This window comes from Dyella silvatica, assembly GCF_026283955.1.
Lineage (GTDB): Bacteria > Pseudomonadota > Gammaproteobacteria > Xanthomonadales > Rhodanobacteraceae > Dyella_C > Dyella_C silvatica.
The window spans coordinates 1-18,270 of the sequence record NZ_JAPDPE010000018.1; the positions used below are offsets into that span (position 1 = coordinate 1).

Sequence of the window (18,270 nt, forward strand, 5' to 3'; positions counted from 1 at the left end):
GACAGTAAGCCATGCGCAGGGTTGTTCGTGGAAATAGGCCATCAGGCCGCCGAACATCGATTTGAAGCGCAACTCCTGCGGTTGGCCCAGATGCGTGGCGGCATCTTGCAAATCGGACCGCAGGCGAGCCAATTCGGGCTTCATGCCTTGCCGTCGGGAATCACATAGAGCAGCACCGCGAGGTAGTGCAGCACGCTGCCGGCCAGCACAAAAAAGTGCCAGACCGCGTGGTGATAGGGCAAGCGTCGCCACAAATAAAACGGCACGCCCAGGGTGTAAGTCAGGCCACCGGCAATCAGCAACACCATGCCGCCGGTTTGCAAATGCGCACTAAGCGGCTTGAATGCCACCATACCCACCCAGCCCATGGCGATATACAAAAGCACCGCGAATTTGCGATAGCGCTTCAACCAGCCAAGCTCTAGCGCGCTACCGAGCACCGCCAACAACCAGACCGCACTGAATAGACTCCATCCCCACACGCCAGGCAAGGCAATCAGGGTGAAGGGGGTGTAGGTGCCTGCGATCAACAAAAAGATGGCGATGTGATCGAACGTGCGCAACAGCTTTTTTGCCGCCACCCCGGGAATCGAGTGATACAGCGTGGAGGCCGTATAAAGCAGAATCAGCGTGCTGCCGAATACCGCACTGGCCACCACCGCACGCGCATCGCCAAGCATCGACGAAAGCGCCACCAGCCAGACCAGCCCGGCAATGCTGAGCAAGATGCCGATGCCATGAATAATGCTGCTGGCAAGTTCATCGCCAAAGGCGTAACTCGGCACCGTTGCGCGAGATACTGCGGACATAAGGAGTTCCTTGAAAACAAAAACGTCGAGCTGACAATGCGCCACCTTAGCCGGGGCGGCAGCGCTTGCAAACCGCTTGCGGATTTCCGCTGCACATTAGCCGCCGCCATGGTTTTAAACACCAAGCGGCGAGCGAGAACCCATCGTGAATCTATCCTTCACCTCACTTGCACACCGGCTCAGACACATTGTTGGCGCCGGGCGTCTTTTACTCCCCCCGATGCCCGGACCTTCCTGCCCCGCTCCCTGTGCGGGGTTTTTTTTGCCTGCAATCGGGCAAATCCGGCGGCCAAGCCGGCCAGACCCCGAGCCCAAGACCGCCTGGCAAGCCTGTCAAACCATGCCTCAAGTGGCGCGGCTAGAGCACATCCCTGGCGTTGGCGAGTTAAGCTGGGTGCAAGTCCAGCGATGGAGAAACCCCATGCCCAACACCGACTTGTTGCTATACCTGGATCATCTGGACTTCGATGCCGCGGGCCCTCGCGCCGCCCTAGCCCTGGCCAGGCGGATGGGATCACGCCTGGATGCCCTCTACGTCGCCGATCTCCCGGCGGCCGCCTTCAGCCTGCCAGAGTCGGTACCCGTGCAACTGGAGGAAACCCGCCGCCGTTGTCTCGACGCCGAGGCGCACGCCGGCAGCTGGCAAAGCCTGCTTACCGCCCACGGCCTCCATGGCAGCTGGCGCGTGGCCCAGGGCGATACTGTCCAAACCGTATGCCAGGCCGCCTCTGGCTACGATTTGCTGATCATGGAGCGCAGCCAGCAGCGCAGCGATGCGCCGGTAGGCTTCGGTACGGTATCGCGCAGCGTGTTTGGCACCGGTCGGCCGGTACTGGTCGTACCCGGCGATATCGAGACCATCAGCAGCATCGGCGCACGCATTCTGGTGGCATGGAATGGCAGCCGCGAATCCATCCTCGCACTGGCCGCCGCAGTGCCTTTATTGCAGCACTGCGAGGATGTGCTGGTACTTGATGGTAGCGAGATGAACCAGGAAAGCATTGCGGTATTGCCGCCGCCAGGTCTCGCCGACTGGCTGCAGCGGCGCGGTGTTCAGGCCAGGATCAAGCCGATCGATGCGGGGCCGGCGCATGCGCATCGGGCGGATATGATTGTGATGGGGGCTTGGAGTCGGTCGCGGTTGGCGCAGATGGTGTTGGGTGGGACTACTCGGCATTTGTTTATGCATAGCGATTTGCCGATGTTTGTGGCGCATTAGGTTTGTTTGTTGGTGACTGCATTGTGGGTTCGCCTGCGGCGGGCTCGCTTGTTTGATGTGATAGCGCGATCTGGCTCGCCTGCGGCGGGCTTTCGGGCCCCTGCCGGAGCCCGAGTCACTTTCTCTTGAGTGGCCAAGAGAAAGTAACCAAAGAGAAGGCCACCCCGGTGCGTCGCCCTTCGGGTGCGTGAGGACTGGCCGGGCTTTTCGACAGGGCTCCTGCCCTGGCGAAAAGGCATGGGCGTCCCTGCCCATGCCCCGGTGGGCCTTGTCGTCCAGCCCTCACCGACGCACAGGGGACTTGAAGGTCAAGAGCCAAGATCAAGATCAAGATCAAAGGCAAGAGCTGGAGCTGGAGCTGGAGTTAAGACAGCGATGCTGATGCGGCAGCAGACATGGACTGTGGTGTTCACGTCCATTGCCAGCTTCGCCGCTTTAGTCTCTCCCTGGCTTGCAGTGGTTTTCGTTCTTTTCTGCGCAGCAGTCATCAGCACTCAGGCGCATGGATCGCATCGGCATGGCACGGCTTTTCGATAGCTGGAAGACCTGGCGCCAAGACCTTGGTCGTCTTGCCTCGCGGTCAAGCCACGGGCCACCATGCGGAATCGCTGAGTGGGGGCATCATGAGCAAGCCGAATCAGAGCAAAGCGGATGAAGGGTTATGGGCGCGCGCTGCGTTGCGTAGCGCTGGCTGGGCGGAGCGGTGGTTTCCGGATGCCTGGGTGTTTGCGGCATTGGGGGTGTTGCTTGTCGCGCTGGCCGCGCTGGGTTTTGGGGCGACGCCGACGGCGACGGTTACGGCTTTTGGCGATGGTTTCTGGAGTCTGATTCCTTTCACCATGCAGATGACGTTCGTGGTCATCGGCGGCTATGTGCTGGCTACGGCACCGGTGGTGGCGCGTTTTATCGAGTTACTTGCGCGGGTGCCGCAAAGTGGACGCGGAGCGGTCTGTTATATCGGTCTGGTCAGCATGCTGGCGTCGTTGTTGTCGTGGGGGTTTTCGCTGGTTTTTGCCGGCCTGCTGGTGCGTGCGCTGGCTCGTCGTGAGCAGCTGCGCATGGATTACCGCGCTGCCGGTGCGGCGGCATATCTTGGCCTGGGTGCGGTGTGGGCGATGGGGCTGTCTTCGTCGGCGGCGCAATTGCAGGCGAATCCGGCCAGCATGCCGCCTGGCTTGCTGAAGATCACTGGCGTATTGCCGTTCAGCCAGACCATTTTCTTATGGCAATCGCTATTGCTGACGAGCGTGCTGATCTCGGTCTCGTTGTTGATCTGCTGGCTTACCGCGCCATCGAAAGAGCATGCCCGCACGGCCCAGGATTTCGGCATCACCGAGACCACGACAGCGGCGCTGCCACCACGCACTCGCCCCGGCGAATGGCTGGAGTACAGCCCGCTGCTATCGCTGCTGATCGGCCTGCTCGGGCTGGGCTGGCTTGGCTATGAATTTGCCTCCAAGCCCGCCATATCAGCGATTGCCAATCTCAATACGTACAATTTTTTGTTTCTCACGCTGGGGCTGTTGCTGCACTGGCGGCCACGCAGTTTTCTCAACGCAGTATCGCGCGCGGTGCCGAGTACGGCCGGGGTGTTGATCCAGTTTCCGTTGTATGGAGGCATCGCGGCATTGCTCACTCACGCGCCGGGCCTTGGCGGCGAAACCCTGGCGCACCGGCTTTCGGGCCTGTTCGTCCAGGTCGCGTCCGGCGAAACCTTCGCTCTGGTGATGGGCGTCTATTCGGCGGTGCTGGGCTTCTTCGTGCCTTCGGGCGGCGGCAAGTGGCTGGTCGAGGCGCCTTACGTGATGCAGGCGGCGAACGATCTACATGTGCATCTGGGCTGGGCGGTGCAGGTGTACAACGCGGCCGAAGCGTTGCCGAATCTGATCAACCCTTTCTGGATGCTGCCCTTGCTTGGCGTGCTCGGCCTGAAAGCGCGCGATATAGTCGGCTTTACCTTTATCCAGCTGGTCGTACACACCCCGCTGGTCCTGGGCTTGCTCTGGCTGCTTGGGCTGACCTTGGCATATGTACCGCCGGTGCTGCCTTAGCCGTCTATATCGACATGGCAAGGGGCATGAACATGTCATGCCCCGGCGATCAGCTCATTACTTCAGATCAGCCAATGCAGCGCCGAAATTGATGTGATAAGGCTGGCTACCGATCACTAAGGCAGGTACTGAGACGACACCTGCGCGCTGCGCTTCAGCGAGGCGATCTTTCTGCTCGCCCAAGTGGACAACTTCCACCTCAAAGCGCTGGGGGTCCAGCGAAAATGCCAGCTCGCGCTCGGCATCAAGGCAGACCGGGCAGCCTGCGTGATAGAAGGTTGCCTTATTGAGCGGGACGTTCTGTGTCATGATGAATTGCTCCTTTTCTTAGGTTTGGGAAGGCGCACCTTGCGGCTCGCTGGCTGTCACCAGCGAGCCGCTTTCGTTACCGTCGACCTGACGGTGCTGATCGCGCCGGTGCTAGGGCGTGATCATCGATCGGGTTGGCAGGGCTCAGCGGCCCATGCAGCCAAAGTTCGGTTTCTTGCTCGTTGGATGCCGCTGCATGCTCGGCGCAATCCAGCCGCAACTCAGTCTCGGCCAATGGCGCATCGATATAAGCGCAATGATGCGGCGCAGTCGCACTGTCATGCCGCCAGGCACGAAAGTACTGACAGTTGACGCACATCCGCGCGGTCGGCACCGCGCCTTTACGCTGCAGCAGCGCAATCATGCTAATCAGCGAGCGCAGCAGTATTTGCTGCTCTTCCATCGGCAACGTGGCGGCTACCTCGGTGAAGGCGCGCGGCCAATCGCTCAGCGAGCCTGCCAGCAGCGAACCCGCTTTGCTGAGCTGAATTCGTCGTGCCCTGCCATCCTCAGGATCAGCGATCTTGCGTGCCAGCTTTTTGCTGACCAAGGTGGATACCGCGTCGCTCACCGTTGCCACGGTGACCGCCAGCTGCTCGGCGACTTCCTGCACGCGCAAGCCCTCGCCACGCCGCGCCAGCAGAACCATGATTTGTGCCTGCGTCGGCGTCAGTCCCTGGGGCGTGGCCGCGCTCCATTCCTGTGCACGCATGGCGATACCGATCTTGTGCAGACCGTGTGTAATGCGTTCGGGGACAGCGGGAACGGACAAAGCAAGGCGCCTGACATTTAGTTAGGAATCCTAACCATATGCCAGGCGCCGAGACACGTCAACAGCGCGGGCGTTTACGACTCGCGCAACGCTGTCGTCACCGGCAATTGTGCCGCGCGAATGGCCGGAAAAAAGCCACCGACAAAGCCAATCGCCAACGCCCACTTCAGCCCGCTGAGCAGCAGCTCGGGCGATACCTTGAAGGCAAAGCTCAATTGCCCGACCGAGCCCGCCGCCATCGTCGATGCGGTGTAGCCATTGAAGATCAGCCACGCCAGCAAGCCGCCGAGCAGGCCGCCTAACAAGGCCAGCAACATGGTTTCCAACAGAATCGCCACAACCACAGGCAAGCCACGGAACCCGATCGCACGCAAGGTAGCGATTTCGCGGGCACGCGCGGCCACCGCGGCGAACATGGTGTTGAGCGCACCGAACATGGCCCCGATCGCCATGATCAAACCCACCGAGATACCTATCACCCGAATGATTTTGCTGGTGCCTTCGGATTGCTTGCTGAAGTAATTGCCCGTGGTATCGGCCTCGACCGCCAGGCGCGGGTCGGCCGCCAGCGCCGCATTGAAACTGCTGAACGCTTTTGGATCGCTCAGCTTCACCGTTACTGCCGAGCGGCTGCCGCCATGGCGATACGTATCGGCCACGGTATCGGCGTCACCCCATACCTCGGAGTCGAAGGCGTTGCCGGCGGCGAATACCCCCACGACCGTCCAGACCTGGCTACCGAGCTTGACCTGACGCCCCGGCTGCAGATTGGCAAATTGCCGCTGCGCACCGGTACCGACCACCAACTCGCGCATACCCGGCTGAAACTTGCGCCCGGCGACAATCTTCAATTCCGGCCGCACGCCCCACGCCTGCTCGCCGACGCCACGCACTTGCACACTGCCCTCTTCATCCGGGCCGCCGCCGCGAACCGGCAAGTTCGCTGCCACCACAATTTCTGGCGAAGCCAGCGGCTTGCCCTGGGCATCGCGAGCAATCCCAGCCGCTTGTGGAATCACCACGGTGCTGTCGTGATCGAGTACCGACATCACCTCGCTGGCAGAGCCGCCACGCATCACGATGGCAGTGTCATCGCTGCCGGTTCTGCGCAAGGTATCCGCATAGCCCTCGCTCATGGCCAGCAAGGCCACCAGCACGCCGACCACGCCGGCGATGCCGATCACCACCACCGCCGACGAGCCCAGGCGTTGTTTCAACGTACTGATGCCGACCGCGGTGATCGAGGCCGCTTGCTGTCCGCGCCGGGTCAACAGCATCCACAACGCGAACACCCCAAGCAACACCAGCAGGCCCCACCATGGCAGCTGGATCCAGATGTACAAGATGATGGCCAGGCCGACGCACCAGCCTAAGTTTCGTAGAAAATTCATATCATCGTCTCCTCAACGGCCAGCCAGTGCATCGACGATGTTCAAGCGCATCGCACGTAGGGCGGGCAAGGCACCCACCAACAATCCGACGACCAACATCAGTAACAATCCGCGCATCCAGATACCGCCATCGACCGACGATATCGGCATATTGCCCATCTGCGCGCGCATACCGCCGACCATAAACATCGCAAGCAACAAACCCAGCACACCGCCGATCAACAGCAGTAGCACCGACTCGGCCAGCACCATGGCCATGACTGCGCGACTTGAAAAACCAAGCGTCTTCAACACGGCGAGTTCGCTGGTGCGCTCGCGCACGGCCTGCATCATGGTGTTACCCGACAGCAAGAGCAGGGTGAAGAACACCGCACCCATGATCGAGCCGACGATGAGGCCGATATCCGCCAGTTGTTTCATCCACGATGCCGACGCCGCTTGCTCGGTCTGCGTGCGGGTCTCGTGATCGGAATTGGCCGATATCGCATCGATCGCCTTGGCCACGCGATCGGACTGGCTTATGTCGTTGACCCGGCTGACATACCAGCCCACCATGCCGCGGTTATAGGTCGTGCTTTCGTCGAAATATTTCCAGTGCAGCAGCACCATCTGGTCGTACCAGCTGGCGCTTTTCTCTTTGGCGCGCATCACGCCAACGATATCGAAGCTCCAGTTTTTACTGCCGTCGCGCTGCGCAAAAATAGTCGACTGGAAAGGAATTTTATCGCCCACCTTCCAGTTATATTTTTTCGCCAGCTCGGCACCGACGATCACCCCGGTACGCGTGCTATTAAAAGCTTGGCGAGCTTCAGGGCTGACTTCGATTTCTGGATACTGATCGAGGTAGTTATCGCTGACCGCAAAACTGAAGATCTGATTGTGCGGGTCTTGATACGCACCGCCGAACCAGTTGACATAAGCCACCGACTTCACCCCTGGCACCTGCTCCAGCTGGGCCCCCAGGCCTTGCGGCAAGGTATCGATAAACGACAGCTTCGATCCGGTCTGCAGCCGCTGCGCGCCATTGGCACTCTTGCCTGCGTCGTCGAAACCGCTGCGCACGGCATCGAGCATGCCAAACAACAGAAAGGCCGTGACGATCGATACCAAGGTCAAAATGGTCCGGGTCTTGCGCCGAAACAGCGCTGCCCAGATGAGATGGAGATATTTCATGTGAAGCACTCCGCTATGGTCACGTTCATCACGCCAGCGCCTGCTCGACCAGGGTGCCCTTATCCAGATGCAGGGTCTGGTTGGCGTACTCGGCCGCCTTGGGATCGTGGGTCACCATCACAATGGTCTTGCCGTGTTCGCGATTGAGCTGACGTAGCAGGCCGAGTACGTCCTCGGCCGATTGCCGGTCAAGATCGCCGGTCGGCTCATCGCAAACCAGCAGGTTCGGATCGGACACAATGGCGCGGGCAATCGCCACGCGTTGCTGCTGACCGCCCGACAACTCATTGGGTTTGTGCGAACCGCGATCTTCCAGGCCGACCAGCTTCAAGGCAATCGCCGCATTCTTGCGCCGCTGTGCCGCGGACAGCTTGGTCAACAGCAGCGGCAGTTCGACATTGCGCTGCGCGGAAAGCATCGGCATCAGGTTATAAAACTGGAACACAAAACCGACGTTGGACGCGCGCCATTTGGCCAAGGCACCGGCACCGAACTGGTCAATGCGCTGACCGCCCACACTGATGCTGCCACCGCTGGCGGCATCCAGGCCACCGATCAGATTCAACAAGGTGGTTTTGCCGGAACCGGACGGCCCCATCAGCGCAAGGAAATCGCCCTCGGCGATATTCAGATTGATGTGATGCAGTACTTCAACTTTCTGTTTGCCGCGCACATACACTTTGGAAAGGTCGCGAATTTCGATCAGCGTGCTCATACGATTGCTCCTGATACGTTGCTTAACTTGGTCACGATGTGATGACTACGCAGCGGTACATATCGTCGCGCCGCTGCGTACATGTCTATGGTTTGCCGGCTTGCTTTACCCGCATGCCGTCTTTCAGCTCGGCGGCAGGCGACAACACCACGCTTTCACCCGCCTGTACGGCCGCGGGTAACAAACGCAGATCGCCGTAACTTTGTGCGGCCGGTGTCACGACCCGCTGCTGCACGGTGTCGCCGACGAGCGCAAACACCACGCTATGTCCGTCACGCTGGGTAATCGCCGTTGCCGGCACCAAGACGCCTTGCGGCCCTTGCGCGACAGCCTTCGGCGCCTCCTCCAGAAAGGACACACGCACGCCCATATCCGGCACGATGCGCCCGTCCTTCTGTTCCATCGCGACGCGCACTTTCACCGTGGCCTTGCCGCGATCGGCAGACGGCACGATGGCAATCACATGCGCGGGAATTTTCCAGTCCGGGTAGGCATCCAACACGGCCTCGGCGTGCATCTCCGGCTTTACTCGTCCGATATAGGCCTCGTTGACGTCCACATCGATTTCCAGCGAGTTCATATCGACGATGGTGCCCACGCCGGTGCGGGTAAAGCCGCCGCCCGCCGACAGCGGCGAGATGATTTCGCCGACCTGGGCGTCTTTCGTCGTAATCACACCGCTGAACGGAGCGTGCACCACGGTGTAGTCGAAATTGACCCTGGCGACCTCGACCCCGGCATCCGCCGCGAGCGCCTGTCGCTGTTGCGAAACCAGTTGCGCCCGGAAATTATTCGCCAGCGTACGCGCCTGCTCGGCCGATTGCGTCGACACCAGCCCGCGGGTCGCCAGGCCTTCCTGGCGCGTGGCGTCGCGCAGGTCTTGATCCAGCTGTACATTCAACTGGGTCACCAGCGCGTGCGCCGCTGCCGCTTGTGCCTTGGCCGCATCCAGGCTGGCCTTGTAGCCGCTGTCATCGAGCCTGGCCAGGACCTGGTCTTTCTCTACACGATCGCCCTCCTCGATCAACACCTCGGTCAAGGTGCCGGTAATCTGCGCCGACACCGTCGCCCGGCGCCGTGCCGTGACATAGCCGGTCGCCTGCAGCACGGCACCGCTGCTGCCATGGGAGGTCGGCGATATCGCCGCGACTGCTTGCACTTCGAGCACCTGCCGACCCAACAAAAACCAGCCCGCGCCAGCGAGCAGCAACACGATTAACGCTCCCCCGGCAACCATCCACGGCCAACGCGATGGACCGGAGTGCTGGTCCTCCCGCTGGCTGTGATCAATGCGCAGCTCCTTCAACAAATCCGCGTTATTCACCCTCTTCCCCCGCCGGTATCTACCGGTTACACAATGGACAGCAACATGATGGATTCGACGACCTACAGCCAGAAGCCGCCATCAGCCATTGCCGATGACAGCTGTCATATATAAGACGAACGAGACAACCCGATTTAGACCTGCCGTTTTTACTCGCATGCGTTACTGGAAGAAAGCCAACGAATAGCCGAACCGTGCAGTCGCTCCCACCAACGAAAGATTCGCGCAAGCCCGCGCTATGCCACGCTCAATAGGCCTGCCAAGATGCCGCCACCGCCTCCATGGAGTACGCCATGACGTCCCTGCATCGCACTGCCTTTAGCGCATGGATCATATGCTGCGCCGCGCTATCGCTGCCCACGCTTGCCAACACTCCGGCCGTAGCCCCGGCGCATTGCCAGGATAGCGCCTATCGACAATTCGACTTCTGGCTAGGCGACTGGGATACCTATCGCATCGGCGCCGCCAATCCGTCCTCGGTCGCGCGAAACCGGGTCACCGCCATTCTCGGCGGTTGCGTACTGCATGAGGTCTATCAGCGTACAGACGGCTATACCGGCGAGAGCTATACCATCTACGACGCCGCCCGAAAGCGCTGGCATCAAAGCTGGGTGACCAATGAAGGCGAGCTGCTGGTGGCCGAAGGCACCCAGCAAGGCAAGCAGATCGTCCTGACCGGCAGTACCTACGACGCCAAAGGCGAAACGTTGCATAAGGTGAGTTGGGAGCCGACCGCCGAAGGTGTTCGTGAAACCGCCACCGCCTCAAGCGATGGCGGCAAAACATGGGCACCCGAATTCGACATCATGTTTCGCAAGCATGGTTGATAACACCGTGGCAGCCCCGGTGTTGCTACCACAACATTCGGCCCAGCCACGCTTGAGCTGCTACTCTTTTGCCCTATGTCATACGCCATCGCACCGCCTTCGATACCGAGTCTGCCGATCATCGGTAGTGAGCAACGCTTTCCCGTTCGGCGGGTGTTCTGCGTCGGCCGCAACTACGCCGACCACGCCAAAGAGATGGGTGCCACGGTAGACAAAGACACCCCGATGTTCTTCTGTAAACCAGCCGATGCGGTAGTTACCGACGGTGCCGATGTGCCTTATCCGCAGGCTACCACCGAGCTACACCATGAGGTGGAATGGGTGATCGCGCTGGGTTCCGGTGGCCGCGATATTGCCGTGGCCCATGCACAAGCCCTGGTCTGGGGCTGCGGGGTCGGCCTGGACCTGACCCGGCGCGACCTGCAAGCCGCGGTCAAGGCCAAAGGCCATCCCTGGGATATCGCCAAGGGCTTCGACCATTCGGCACCGGTATCCGCGCTGCGTCCAGTAAGCGCTGGCATGCCGCAGGGCGATACCGTGCTGCGGCTAAGCGTCAACGGCGCACTGCGCCAGCAAGCGCATTTGAGCGACATGGTGCATAGCGTGCCGGAGATCATCGCAGCACTCTCCACCTTGTTCGAACTCCAGGCCGGCGACCTGATCTTTACCGGCACGCCTGCCGGGGTGGCCGCGTTGCAACGTGGCGACCGCTTTCATGCCGAGCTGGTTGGCGTGGCCAGCCTTGAGGGCACGATCGTTTAAAGCGGCGCCGGGCGCGGCAACCCGGCTAGAGCGCTGAAACGCCTTCACTAAGTCCCGGTTTCCCGTCTCGCCAGCCTGCGCTACAGTCCATGCGTCATCAGCCAATCCGTGGAGAGCAGCATGGGTATGCTTCAAGAATTCAAAACCTTCGCCATGCGCGGCAATGTGGTCGATCTGGCCGTGGGCGTCGTCATCGGCGGCGCATTCGGCAAAATCGTCACGTCCTTGGTCGATCAAATCATCATGCCGCCGATCGGTGTGCTCACTGGCGGCGTCGATTTTTCCGAAATGAAATGGGTGCTCAAGCCAGCGGACAACAGCAATCCGGCACATAAAATTGCCGAGGTGGCGATCCAGTACGGCTCGTTCATCAATACGCTGATCCAGTTCGTCATCATCGCCTTCGCGATCTTTCTGGTGGTCAAGGCGATCAACAAGATCAACCGCCCAGAGGCCGCCGCGCCCGCGCCGACGCCTGCCGATGTCGTGCTGTTGACCGAAATCCGCGATTTGCTGAAGCAGAACAAGTAATCGCCACGCCAGCGCGGCGGGGCGAGCCAGCCCTGCCGCAGCTTCCTGCGACACGCGCACGCGCAGGTCGAACAGATTGTCCCCGAACAAGCCGCGGCGCTGTTGCCGGACGCCGTTTGCGCTTCACGTTATCCAAACATGACTTATGGCCTAAGCGGCGGCGCAACACCGCGCGATAATCGGGGTTTCCACCGAGGGGTCCCCGATGCGCCATCTCCGCTTGAACCTGCTTGCCGCCAGCCTGCTATTGGCTTCCGGCATCGCCAGTGCCGCTACCGCTGCCGATAAAGGCACCGTCATTCCCCAGCAAGCCGTGCAGACCGCGGAGCAGCTGCGCGACAAAGCGATGACCGATAACACCGGCTACAAGATTGTCGAGTCACTGACCACCGAAATCGGCGCGCGCATCGCCGGCGGCCCGAACGACCAGCGTGCCCGCGACTGGGCTGTCGCCAAGTTCAAGGCACTGGGCTTTGACAAGGTCTACCTCGAGCCGGTGACCTACCCCCTATGGGAGCGCCGCAGTGAGCACGCCGAAATCGTCGCCCCGTTCCCGCAGCCGCTGACCCTGCTGGCGCTTGGCTATTCGGCCGGTACGCCCAAGGGTGGCCTCACCGCCGAAGTGGTGAAATTCGACGGCCTCGCCGCCCTCAAAGCAGCCGACCCGGCGTCGGTAAAGGGCAAGATCGTCTATATCACCTTTCATATGCAGCGTGCGAAAGATGGCCATGACTACGCCATCGGCTCGCCCGCGCGCACGCAGGGCCCGGTGATCGCCGCAGCCAAGGGCGCCGCGGGTTTTCTGCTGCGCTCGGCGGGCACCGATGCCAACAGCCGCACGCCGCATACCGGCGTAACCGGCTTCCGCGACCCCAAAGACGCCATCCCTGCAGCGGCACTATCCAACCCTGACGCCGACCAGCTCGAACGCGTACTGGGCTACGGCAAGCCGGTCAGCGTGAAGCTGGATCTGGACTGCGGCTTCAACGGCAGCTACACCGGCGCCAATGTCATCGGCGAAATCACCGGCAAGAAGTATCCCGACCAGGTTGTCGCCATCGGTGGTCATCTGGATTCATGGGATCCCGGCACCGGCGCGATCGACGACGGCGCCGGCGTGGCGATTGCCATGGCCGCAGGCAAGCTGATCGGCGACCTGCCGCAACGCCCCGACCGCACCATCCGCGTGATCGCCTTTGCCAATGAGGAAATGGGCCTATGGGGCGGCCGCGCCTATGCCGAGAAGCATGCTGCGGATGTTGGCAAGCATCAGCTGGGCACCGAGTCCGACTTCGGCGCCGGCAAGGTCTGGCGCATGACGGCCAGTGTCAAACCGTCGGCACGCGGCGCCATCGACCAGATCGCCAAGGTGTTGACGCCGATCGGCGTGGCCTATGACACCAAGCGCCCCGGCGGCGGTGGCTCTGACTTGTCGCAAATGCATGGCAAGGGCATGGCCGCATTGACGCTGACCCAGGACGGCACCGATTACTTTGATTACCACCACACCGCCAACGACACGCTGGATAAGATCAAGCCGAACGAGCTGGCCCAGAATGTAGCCGTCTATGCGGCCTTCTCGTATATGGCGGCACAAGCCGAGGGCGATTTCGGCTCTGCCCCGGACGCCTTCAAGAACGACGGCGCCAACGACTGAAGCGACCCGCCCAAGGAAATAAGCTCAGCGAAATAAGCTTGAGCAAATAAGCTTAGGAAAATAAAAAGGCGACCCTTGAGGTCGCCTTTTTATTGGCCATCAAACCGGCCTATGCCGGCACTGAATCACCCCGCGTGCGCTGTATCGACCCGCTTGGATTTGCGTGAAAAGCGTTGTTGTATGCGGTCCAGGTAAAGATAGATCACCGGCGTCAAATACAGCGTCAACACCTGCGACACCAACAAGCCGCCCACCACCGCCAGGCCCAGCGGCCGGCGCGTCTCCGCGCCGGCGCCAATACCCAGCGCGATCGGCAAGGTACCGGCAAAGGCCGCCATCGTGGTCATCATGATCGGGCGAAAACGCACATGGCAGGCTTCGAGAATGGCCTGTGCCGGGGTCAGCTGCGCATTGCGCTGACGTTCGAGGGCGAAGTCGATCATCATGATCGCGTTCTTTTTCACGATGCCGATCAACATGACGATGCCGACGAAAGAGAACAAATCCAGTGGCGCGTGGAAAATCATCAATGTCAGCAACGCACCCACGCCCGCTGCCGGCAAGCCGGACAGAATCGTCAGTGGATGAATAAAGCTCTCGTAGAGAATGCCCAGCACCAGGTAAATCACGAACAGTGCCATGACCAGCAGCAAACCCATGCCTTGCATCGAGTCCTGGAAGGCCTGTGCCGTGCCTTGCACGCTGCCGGTAATCGACACCGGCAGATTCAGCTGCTTCATCGCGCCGCCGATACTGGTCACCGCCTGGCTAAGGCTGACGCCCGGGGCCAGGTTGAACGAGATCGTCACCGCCGGCAGCTGACCCTGATGATTCACCGTCAATGCCTGCGGCCGTCGCTGGAAACTGGCTACCGCATTGAGCGGCACCAAGGCGCCAGTGCCCGAGGTGACGTAAAGCTGCGCCAGCACATCGGGATCGTTCTGCAAGGCGTACCCCACTTGCAGAATGACCCAGTACTGGGTGGACGCTCCGTAGATGGTCGAGATCTGATTGGCGCCAAAGGCCGAACCCAGCGCCGTCTGCACTTGATCCATGGTCAAGCCGAGCGGTGCCAGCTTGTCGCGATCGACACTGATCACAATGGACGGCCCATTGAGATTGAGGTCGCTGGTAACGTCCTGGAAGCCCGGCAACTTGGCGAAGGCGTCGATCACCTTGCCCGACCAGGCGTAAAGCGAATTCAGATCAATCGATTGCAAGGTGTATTGATACTGCGCCTTGGATTGCCGGCCACCCACCTGGATCGATGGCGGGTTTTGAATATAGGTACGAATACCCGGTATCTGGGCAAACTTTTTTCGCAGCTCCTGGATGATGCCGTTAGGGTCGAGTGCGCGTTCACTGGCCGGCTTCAGACGCAATAGAATCGAGCCGTTGTTGGTGGTGGTACGCGCGCCGCCACTGCCTACCGACGACATGAAGGCCTGGATGTTGGGATCCTTGGCGACGATAGCCGCCAGCTGCTGCTGCCGCGCGGCCATGCCGGTGACCGAAATATCGTCCGGGCCTTCCACGTTGACATTGAGCTGGCCGCTATCACCGGCGGGGATGAAATCCTTGGCGACCACAACGAACAGCAAAGCGGTCACCAGCAAGCTGACAAAAAACACCCCCAGGGTGAAACGCGAATGCCTGACTGCCCAATCCAGCGAGCGGGCATAGCCTTGCCTCACATGCTCAAAGCCACGATCGAACAGCAACACGATACGAGTCTTTTTCTCATGCTCGGCATGCCGCAGAAAACGGCTGCACAGCATGGGGGTCAGGGTGATCGAGACAAAGCCCGAAATCAGGATCGCCACGCTCAAGGTGACCGCGAATTCGTGGAACAGCCGCCCCACGATGCCGCCCATGAACATCACCGGTAAAAATACCGCCACCAGCGACAAGGTCATCGAGAAAATAGTGAAGCCGATTTCGGTAGCACCTTTAAGCGATGCCTCGAACGGGTCCATGCCATCCTCGATATGGCGAACGATGTTCTCCAGCATCACGATGGCATCGTCGACGACAAAGCCGACAACCAGGGTCAGCGCCAACAAGGACAGGTTATCCAGGCTGTAGCCCAACGCAAACATCGCGCCAAAGGTACCCACGATGGACACCGGCAAGGCCAGCGCCGGAATCAAGGTGGCCGAGGCATTGCCGAGAAACAGATAAATCACCAGCACCACCAGCACACCGGCCAGCAGCAGGGTGAACTGTACGTCGTCCACCGAGGCGCGAATCGATTCCGAGCGGTCGTATAGCACCGCCAGCTTGATCGACGGCGGCAACGATGCCTCGAACTGCGGCAGTACCGCACGAATCCGATCGATGGTGGCCACGGTATTGGAGCCGGGCTGGCGTTGAATCGCCAGCACAATGGCGCGGTCGCTGTTGTACCAGCTCGCTACTTGGTCGTTCTGCACGCTGTCTTGCGCCACACCTAGATCAGCCAGACGAATCGGTGCCCCATTGCGATAGGCCACGATCACATCGTTATACAGATTGGCGCGTTGCAATTGGCCATCCGAACGAATCGACAGCAACTGGCGATTGCCATTGAGCGAACCGGTGGCCAGGTTGACATTGGCTTTCGCGATCGCTGACTGCAATACATCAAAGCCTATGCCGCTGGCAGCCAGTTTTTGCGGATCGACACTGATGCGCACCGCGTACTTCTGCGAGCCGTACACATTCACCTGCGCCACGCCGTCAATCGTCGACAGGCGCTGAGCGAGCTGGGTCTCGGCGTAGTCGTCCACCGTCGACAACGGCTGCGTTTGCGAGCGCATGGTGAGGTAGATGATGGGCGCGTCCGCCGGGTTGACCTTGCGAAAGGTCGGCGGCGTCGGCATGGTCGTCGGCAGCTGCCGCAAGGCGGCCGAGATAGCCGCCTGCACATCTTGGGCGGCACCATCGATGCTGCGATCCAGCTCAAAGGTCAGGGTGATCGAGGTCGAGCCCAGCGCGCTGGTCGAGGTCATCGCCTGGATACCGGCAATGGTCGACAACTGACCTTCCAGCGGCGTGGCCACCGCGGTCGCCATGGTCTCCGGCGCGGCACCCGGCAAGCTGGCACTTATCGTAATGGTGGGAAAGTCGACATTCGGTAACTCGTTCACCGGCAGCTTGGGATAAGCGACGACGCCGAAAACCAGCAATGCCACCATCAACAGGGTGGCCATGACCGGACGACGAATACATAGCGCGGGCAGATTCATGCGCTATACCCCGCCACCGTGGCCTGCTCGCCCATACTCACTGCGTGTTCCCGGCCGTGAATGCTCACGCCAGAGCTTGGGGTTGGAAGATAGAAACCGATCATCGTCATGGCTTAACCATTGCTCGTGACGATGCGGACATGGCTGCCATTGATCAGCAGCATCTGGCCGTCGGTGACGACCCGCTCACCGCCATTCAAGCCTTTGGCGATAACTATTTGATCGCCGCTACTGGCCCCCACCGTGACCATGCGTTGCTGCACATTGCCATCAACATCGACGACAAACACAAAACTGCCCAGTGGCGAGTTTTGCAACGCCACCACCGGCACGGTCACCACATCGGGCAGCCGCGCCGTGGGCAACACCACCTCGACGAATTGCCCTGGCGTCAACCGATCGTCGCCATTGTCGTAGCGCGCCTTGATCTGGATGGTGCCGGTGGTGGTGTCCACCGCGTTATTGATGAAGTCCACCGCTGCCTGCAAGGGCGGCGTTGTCGCTCCCGGGATATTCGCTGCCACCGGTACGGTGCCGCGACCGGTCGCCGCCTTGATGCCAGCCAGGCTGCTTTCCGGAATGGAAAAGGTGATGTGGATCGGGCGTATCTGATTGAGCACGACCATCGTCGTGTTGTTTGCCACGACTTGCGCACCCGGATAAACCAGCGGCGCACCTGCAATGCTCTCGAACGGCGCCTGGATCTGCGTGTAGCTCAACTGCGTACGGGCCAGGTCCACTGACGCCTTGTCAGCCTTCACAGAAGCCTCGTAGATGCCCACGTTGGCTTTATAGGTGTCGTAGTCCGCCTGTGAGACATAGCCTTTGGGCAACAACGGTACATAACGTTTCAACACGGCTTGCGCATTGGTCAGCTGTGCCTGGTCTTTGGCCAGATTGCCCAGCGCGCCATTCAACTGCGCCTGCAACAAGCTTGGATCGATGCGAATAATGGTCGAGCCCTGGTTGACATGGCCGCCAGGAGTAAACAGCAGCGATTGCAATTGGCCATCTACTCGCGCTTGCACGTTGACGGTCGAGAAGGCCTCGGCGCGGCCGATGACTTTCAATGAAAGATCCAGGTCGCCACGCTTTGCATTGGCGACTTTGACCGGCACGGATGGCACCGCTGCCGCGTGATTGTTGGCCGCGGCATTTTTTCCGGCGCGGTAATACTGCACGCCTAAAGCCAATGCTGCGAGCACGACGATGATGACGACGGGCTTTTTCCAGGACATGCGCTGCATGAGATCTCCGGCTATGAGTAGCAGGCGCAGCGGCGCCAGGTACGTGCTTGATGTGGTAAATGTCCAGACACCGCGAGCGCGCGATGCAGGCGCGCTGCCGCGTGTCGGCTATCGCTGCATATTGTGCCCGCTGACGAACGCGATGCTGCTATGACTAACGGCATTGGGCAAAAATGGCGATGTGAAGCTTATAACGATAAGCCGTCGTTGGATGTTACAAATTGCATTCATCGGTAACGAATTCGGCATGCGCCGT

Annotated in this window: 16 protein-coding genes; 6 read left to right on the top strand and 10 right to left on the bottom strand. The window is 60.6% G+C overall.

Annotation, left to right across the window (positions count from 1 at the left end; all coding sequences use genetic code 11):
* Positions 1–140: 140 nt before the first annotated feature.
* On the bottom strand, positions 141–809 hold the full coding sequence (gene trhA / locus OUZ52_RS05635; RefSeq protein WP_266157365.1) for a PAQR family membrane homeostasis protein TrhA: 669 nt from the start codon (positions 807–809) through the stop codon (positions 141–143).
* A 421-nt stretch (positions 810–1,230) separates the two neighbouring features.
* On the opposite strand from trhA, the gene OUZ52_RS05640 reads away from it, so the two are divergent.
* Positions 1,231–2,028 (top strand): universal stress protein, encoded by a 798-nt coding sequence (locus OUZ52_RS05640; protein ID WP_266157366.1) that lies wholly within the window; start codon positions 1,231–1,233, stop codon positions 2,026–2,028.
* Between the two features lie 308 nt (positions 2,029–2,336).
* Here OUZ52_RS05640 and OUZ52_RS05645 read toward each other — a convergent pair whose 3' ends face one another.
* Positions 2,337–2,516: a hypothetical protein gene (locus tag OUZ52_RS05645; protein ID WP_266157368.1), complete on the bottom strand. Its 180-nt coding sequence runs from the start codon at positions 2,514–2,516 to the stop codon at positions 2,337–2,339.
* 135 nt (positions 2,517–2,651) lie between these two features.
* Here OUZ52_RS05645 and OUZ52_RS05650 point away from each other — a divergent pair, with 135 nt between their 5' ends.
* Entirely contained in the window at positions 2,652–4,079 is a 1,428-nt protein-coding gene (locus OUZ52_RS05650) for a short-chain fatty acid transporter (RefSeq protein WP_266157370.1), read from the top strand.
* A 57-nt stretch (positions 4,080–4,136) separates the two neighbouring features.
* On the opposite strand, the gene OUZ52_RS05655 is transcribed toward OUZ52_RS05650, so the two are convergent.
* From OUZ52_RS05655 to OUZ52_RS05680, 6 genes are all read right to left on the bottom strand, one after another.
* Complete coding sequence (locus OUZ52_RS05655; protein WP_266157371.1) at positions 4,137–4,388, bottom strand: hypothetical protein; 252 nt, start codon at positions 4,386–4,388, stop codon at positions 4,137–4,139.
* Positions 4,389–4,464: 76 nt separating this feature from the next.
* Positions 4,465–5,160, bottom strand: coding sequence for a MarR family winged helix-turn-helix transcriptional regulator (locus OUZ52_RS05660; protein WP_266157372.1), 696 nt, complete (start codon positions 5,158–5,160; stop codon positions 4,465–4,467).
* A gap of 74 nt (positions 5,161–5,234) precedes the next feature.
* The gene (locus OUZ52_RS05665; RefSeq protein WP_266157373.1) at positions 5,235–6,551 is read right to left on the bottom strand and encodes an ABC transporter permease; all 1,317 of its coding nucleotides are present in this window, start codon (positions 6,549–6,551) and stop codon (positions 5,235–5,237) included.
* 12 nt (positions 6,552–6,563) lie between these two features.
* Positions 6,564–7,724: an ABC transporter permease gene (locus OUZ52_RS05670; RefSeq protein WP_266157374.1), complete on the bottom strand. Its 1,161-nt coding sequence runs from the start codon at positions 7,722–7,724 to the stop codon at positions 6,564–6,566.
* A gap of 28 nt (positions 7,725–7,752) precedes the next feature.
* Entirely contained in the window at positions 7,753–8,439 is a 687-nt protein-coding gene (locus OUZ52_RS05675; RefSeq protein WP_266157375.1) for an ABC transporter ATP-binding protein, read from the bottom strand.
* A gap of 85 nt (positions 8,440–8,524) precedes the next feature.
* Positions 8,525–9,763 (bottom strand): efflux RND transporter periplasmic adaptor subunit, encoded by a 1,239-nt coding sequence (locus tag OUZ52_RS05680; RefSeq protein ID WP_266157377.1) that lies wholly within the window; start codon positions 9,761–9,763, stop codon positions 8,525–8,527.
* 293 nt (positions 9,764–10,056) lie between these two features.
* On the opposite strand from OUZ52_RS05680, the gene OUZ52_RS05685 reads away from it, so the two are divergent.
* From OUZ52_RS05685 to OUZ52_RS05700, 4 genes are all read left to right on the top strand, one after another.
* Complete coding sequence (locus OUZ52_RS05685; protein WP_266157378.1) at positions 10,057–10,590, top strand: hypothetical protein; 534 nt, start codon at positions 10,057–10,059, stop codon at positions 10,588–10,590.
* A 75-nt stretch (positions 10,591–10,665) separates the two neighbouring features.
* Positions 10,666–11,352 carry a fumarylacetoacetate hydrolase family protein gene (locus OUZ52_RS05690; protein ID WP_266157379.1) on the top strand — a complete coding sequence of 229 codons (687 nt, stop codon included), beginning with the start codon at positions 10,666–10,668 and terminating at the stop codon, positions 11,350–11,352.
* Positions 11,353–11,472: 120 nt separating this feature from the next.
* Entirely contained in the window at positions 11,473–11,883 is a 411-nt protein-coding gene (gene mscL, locus OUZ52_RS05695; RefSeq protein ID WP_266157380.1) for a large-conductance mechanosensitive channel protein MscL, read from the top strand.
* 205 nt (positions 11,884–12,088) lie between these two features.
* On the top strand, positions 12,089–13,540 hold the full coding sequence (locus OUZ52_RS05700) for a M20/M25/M40 family metallo-hydrolase (protein ID WP_266157381.1): 1,452 nt from the start codon (positions 12,089–12,091) through the stop codon (positions 13,538–13,540).
* Positions 13,541–13,665: 125 nt separating this feature from the next.
* Here OUZ52_RS05700 and OUZ52_RS05705 read toward each other — a convergent pair whose 3' ends face one another.
* Positions 13,666–16,767, bottom strand: coding sequence for an efflux RND transporter permease subunit (locus OUZ52_RS05705; protein ID WP_266157383.1), 3,102 nt, complete (start codon positions 16,765–16,767; stop codon positions 13,666–13,668).
* Positions 16,768–16,880: 113 nt separating this feature from the next.
* Positions 16,881–18,014, bottom strand: coding sequence for an efflux RND transporter periplasmic adaptor subunit (locus tag OUZ52_RS05710; RefSeq protein WP_323135318.1), 1,134 nt, complete (start codon positions 18,012–18,014; stop codon positions 16,881–16,883).
* Positions 18,015–18,270 lie beyond the last annotated feature (256 nt).

Bases quoted from the DNA above. Each gene is read 5' to 3' on its own strand.
- OUZ52_RS05710 (WP_323135318.1), bottom strand. From the start codon at position 18,014: ATGCAGCGCATGTCCTGGAAAAAGCCCGTCGTCATCATCGTCGTGCTC.
- OUZ52_RS05670 (WP_266157374.1), bottom strand. From the start codon at position 7,724: ATGAAATATCTCCATCTCATCTGGGCAGCGCTGTTTCGGCGCAAGACC.
- OUZ52_RS05655 (WP_266157371.1), bottom strand. From the start codon at position 4,388: ATGACACAGAACGTCCCGCTCAATAAGGCAACCTTCTATCACGCAGGC.
- OUZ52_RS05690 (WP_266157379.1), top strand. From the start codon at position 10,666: ATGTCATACGCCATCGCACCGCCTTCGATACCGAGTCTGCCGATCATC.
- mscL (WP_266157380.1), top strand. From the start codon at position 11,473: ATGGGTATGCTTCAAGAATTCAAAACCTTCGCCATGCGCGGCAATGTG.
- OUZ52_RS05640 (WP_266157366.1), top strand. From the start codon at position 1,231: ATGCCCAACACCGACTTGTTGCTATACCTGGATCATCTGGACTTCGAT.
- OUZ52_RS05645 (WP_266157368.1), bottom strand. From the start codon at position 2,516: ATGACTGCTGCGCAGAAAAGAACGAAAACCACTGCAAGCCAGGGAGAG.
- OUZ52_RS05685 (WP_266157378.1), top strand. From the start codon at position 10,057: ATGACGTCCCTGCATCGCACTGCCTTTAGCGCATGGATCATATGCTGC.
- OUZ52_RS05705 (WP_266157383.1), bottom strand. From the start codon at position 16,767: ATGAATCTGCCCGCGCTATGTATTCGTCGTCCGGTCATGGCCACCCTG.
- trhA (WP_266157365.1), bottom strand. From the start codon at position 809: ATGTCCGCAGTATCTCGCGCAACGGTGCCGAGTTACGCCTTTGGCGAT.
- OUZ52_RS05650 (WP_266157370.1), top strand. From the start codon at position 2,652: ATGAGCAAGCCGAATCAGAGCAAAGCGGATGAAGGGTTATGGGCGCGC.
- OUZ52_RS05675 (WP_266157375.1), bottom strand. From the start codon at position 8,439: ATGAGCACGCTGATCGAAATTCGCGACCTTTCCAAAGTGTATGTGCGC.
- OUZ52_RS05700 (WP_266157381.1), top strand. From the start codon at position 12,089: ATGCGCCATCTCCGCTTGAACCTGCTTGCCGCCAGCCTGCTATTGGCT.
- OUZ52_RS05665 (WP_266157373.1), bottom strand. From the start codon at position 6,551: ATGAATTTTCTACGAAACTTAGGCTGGTGCGTCGGCCTGGCCATCATC.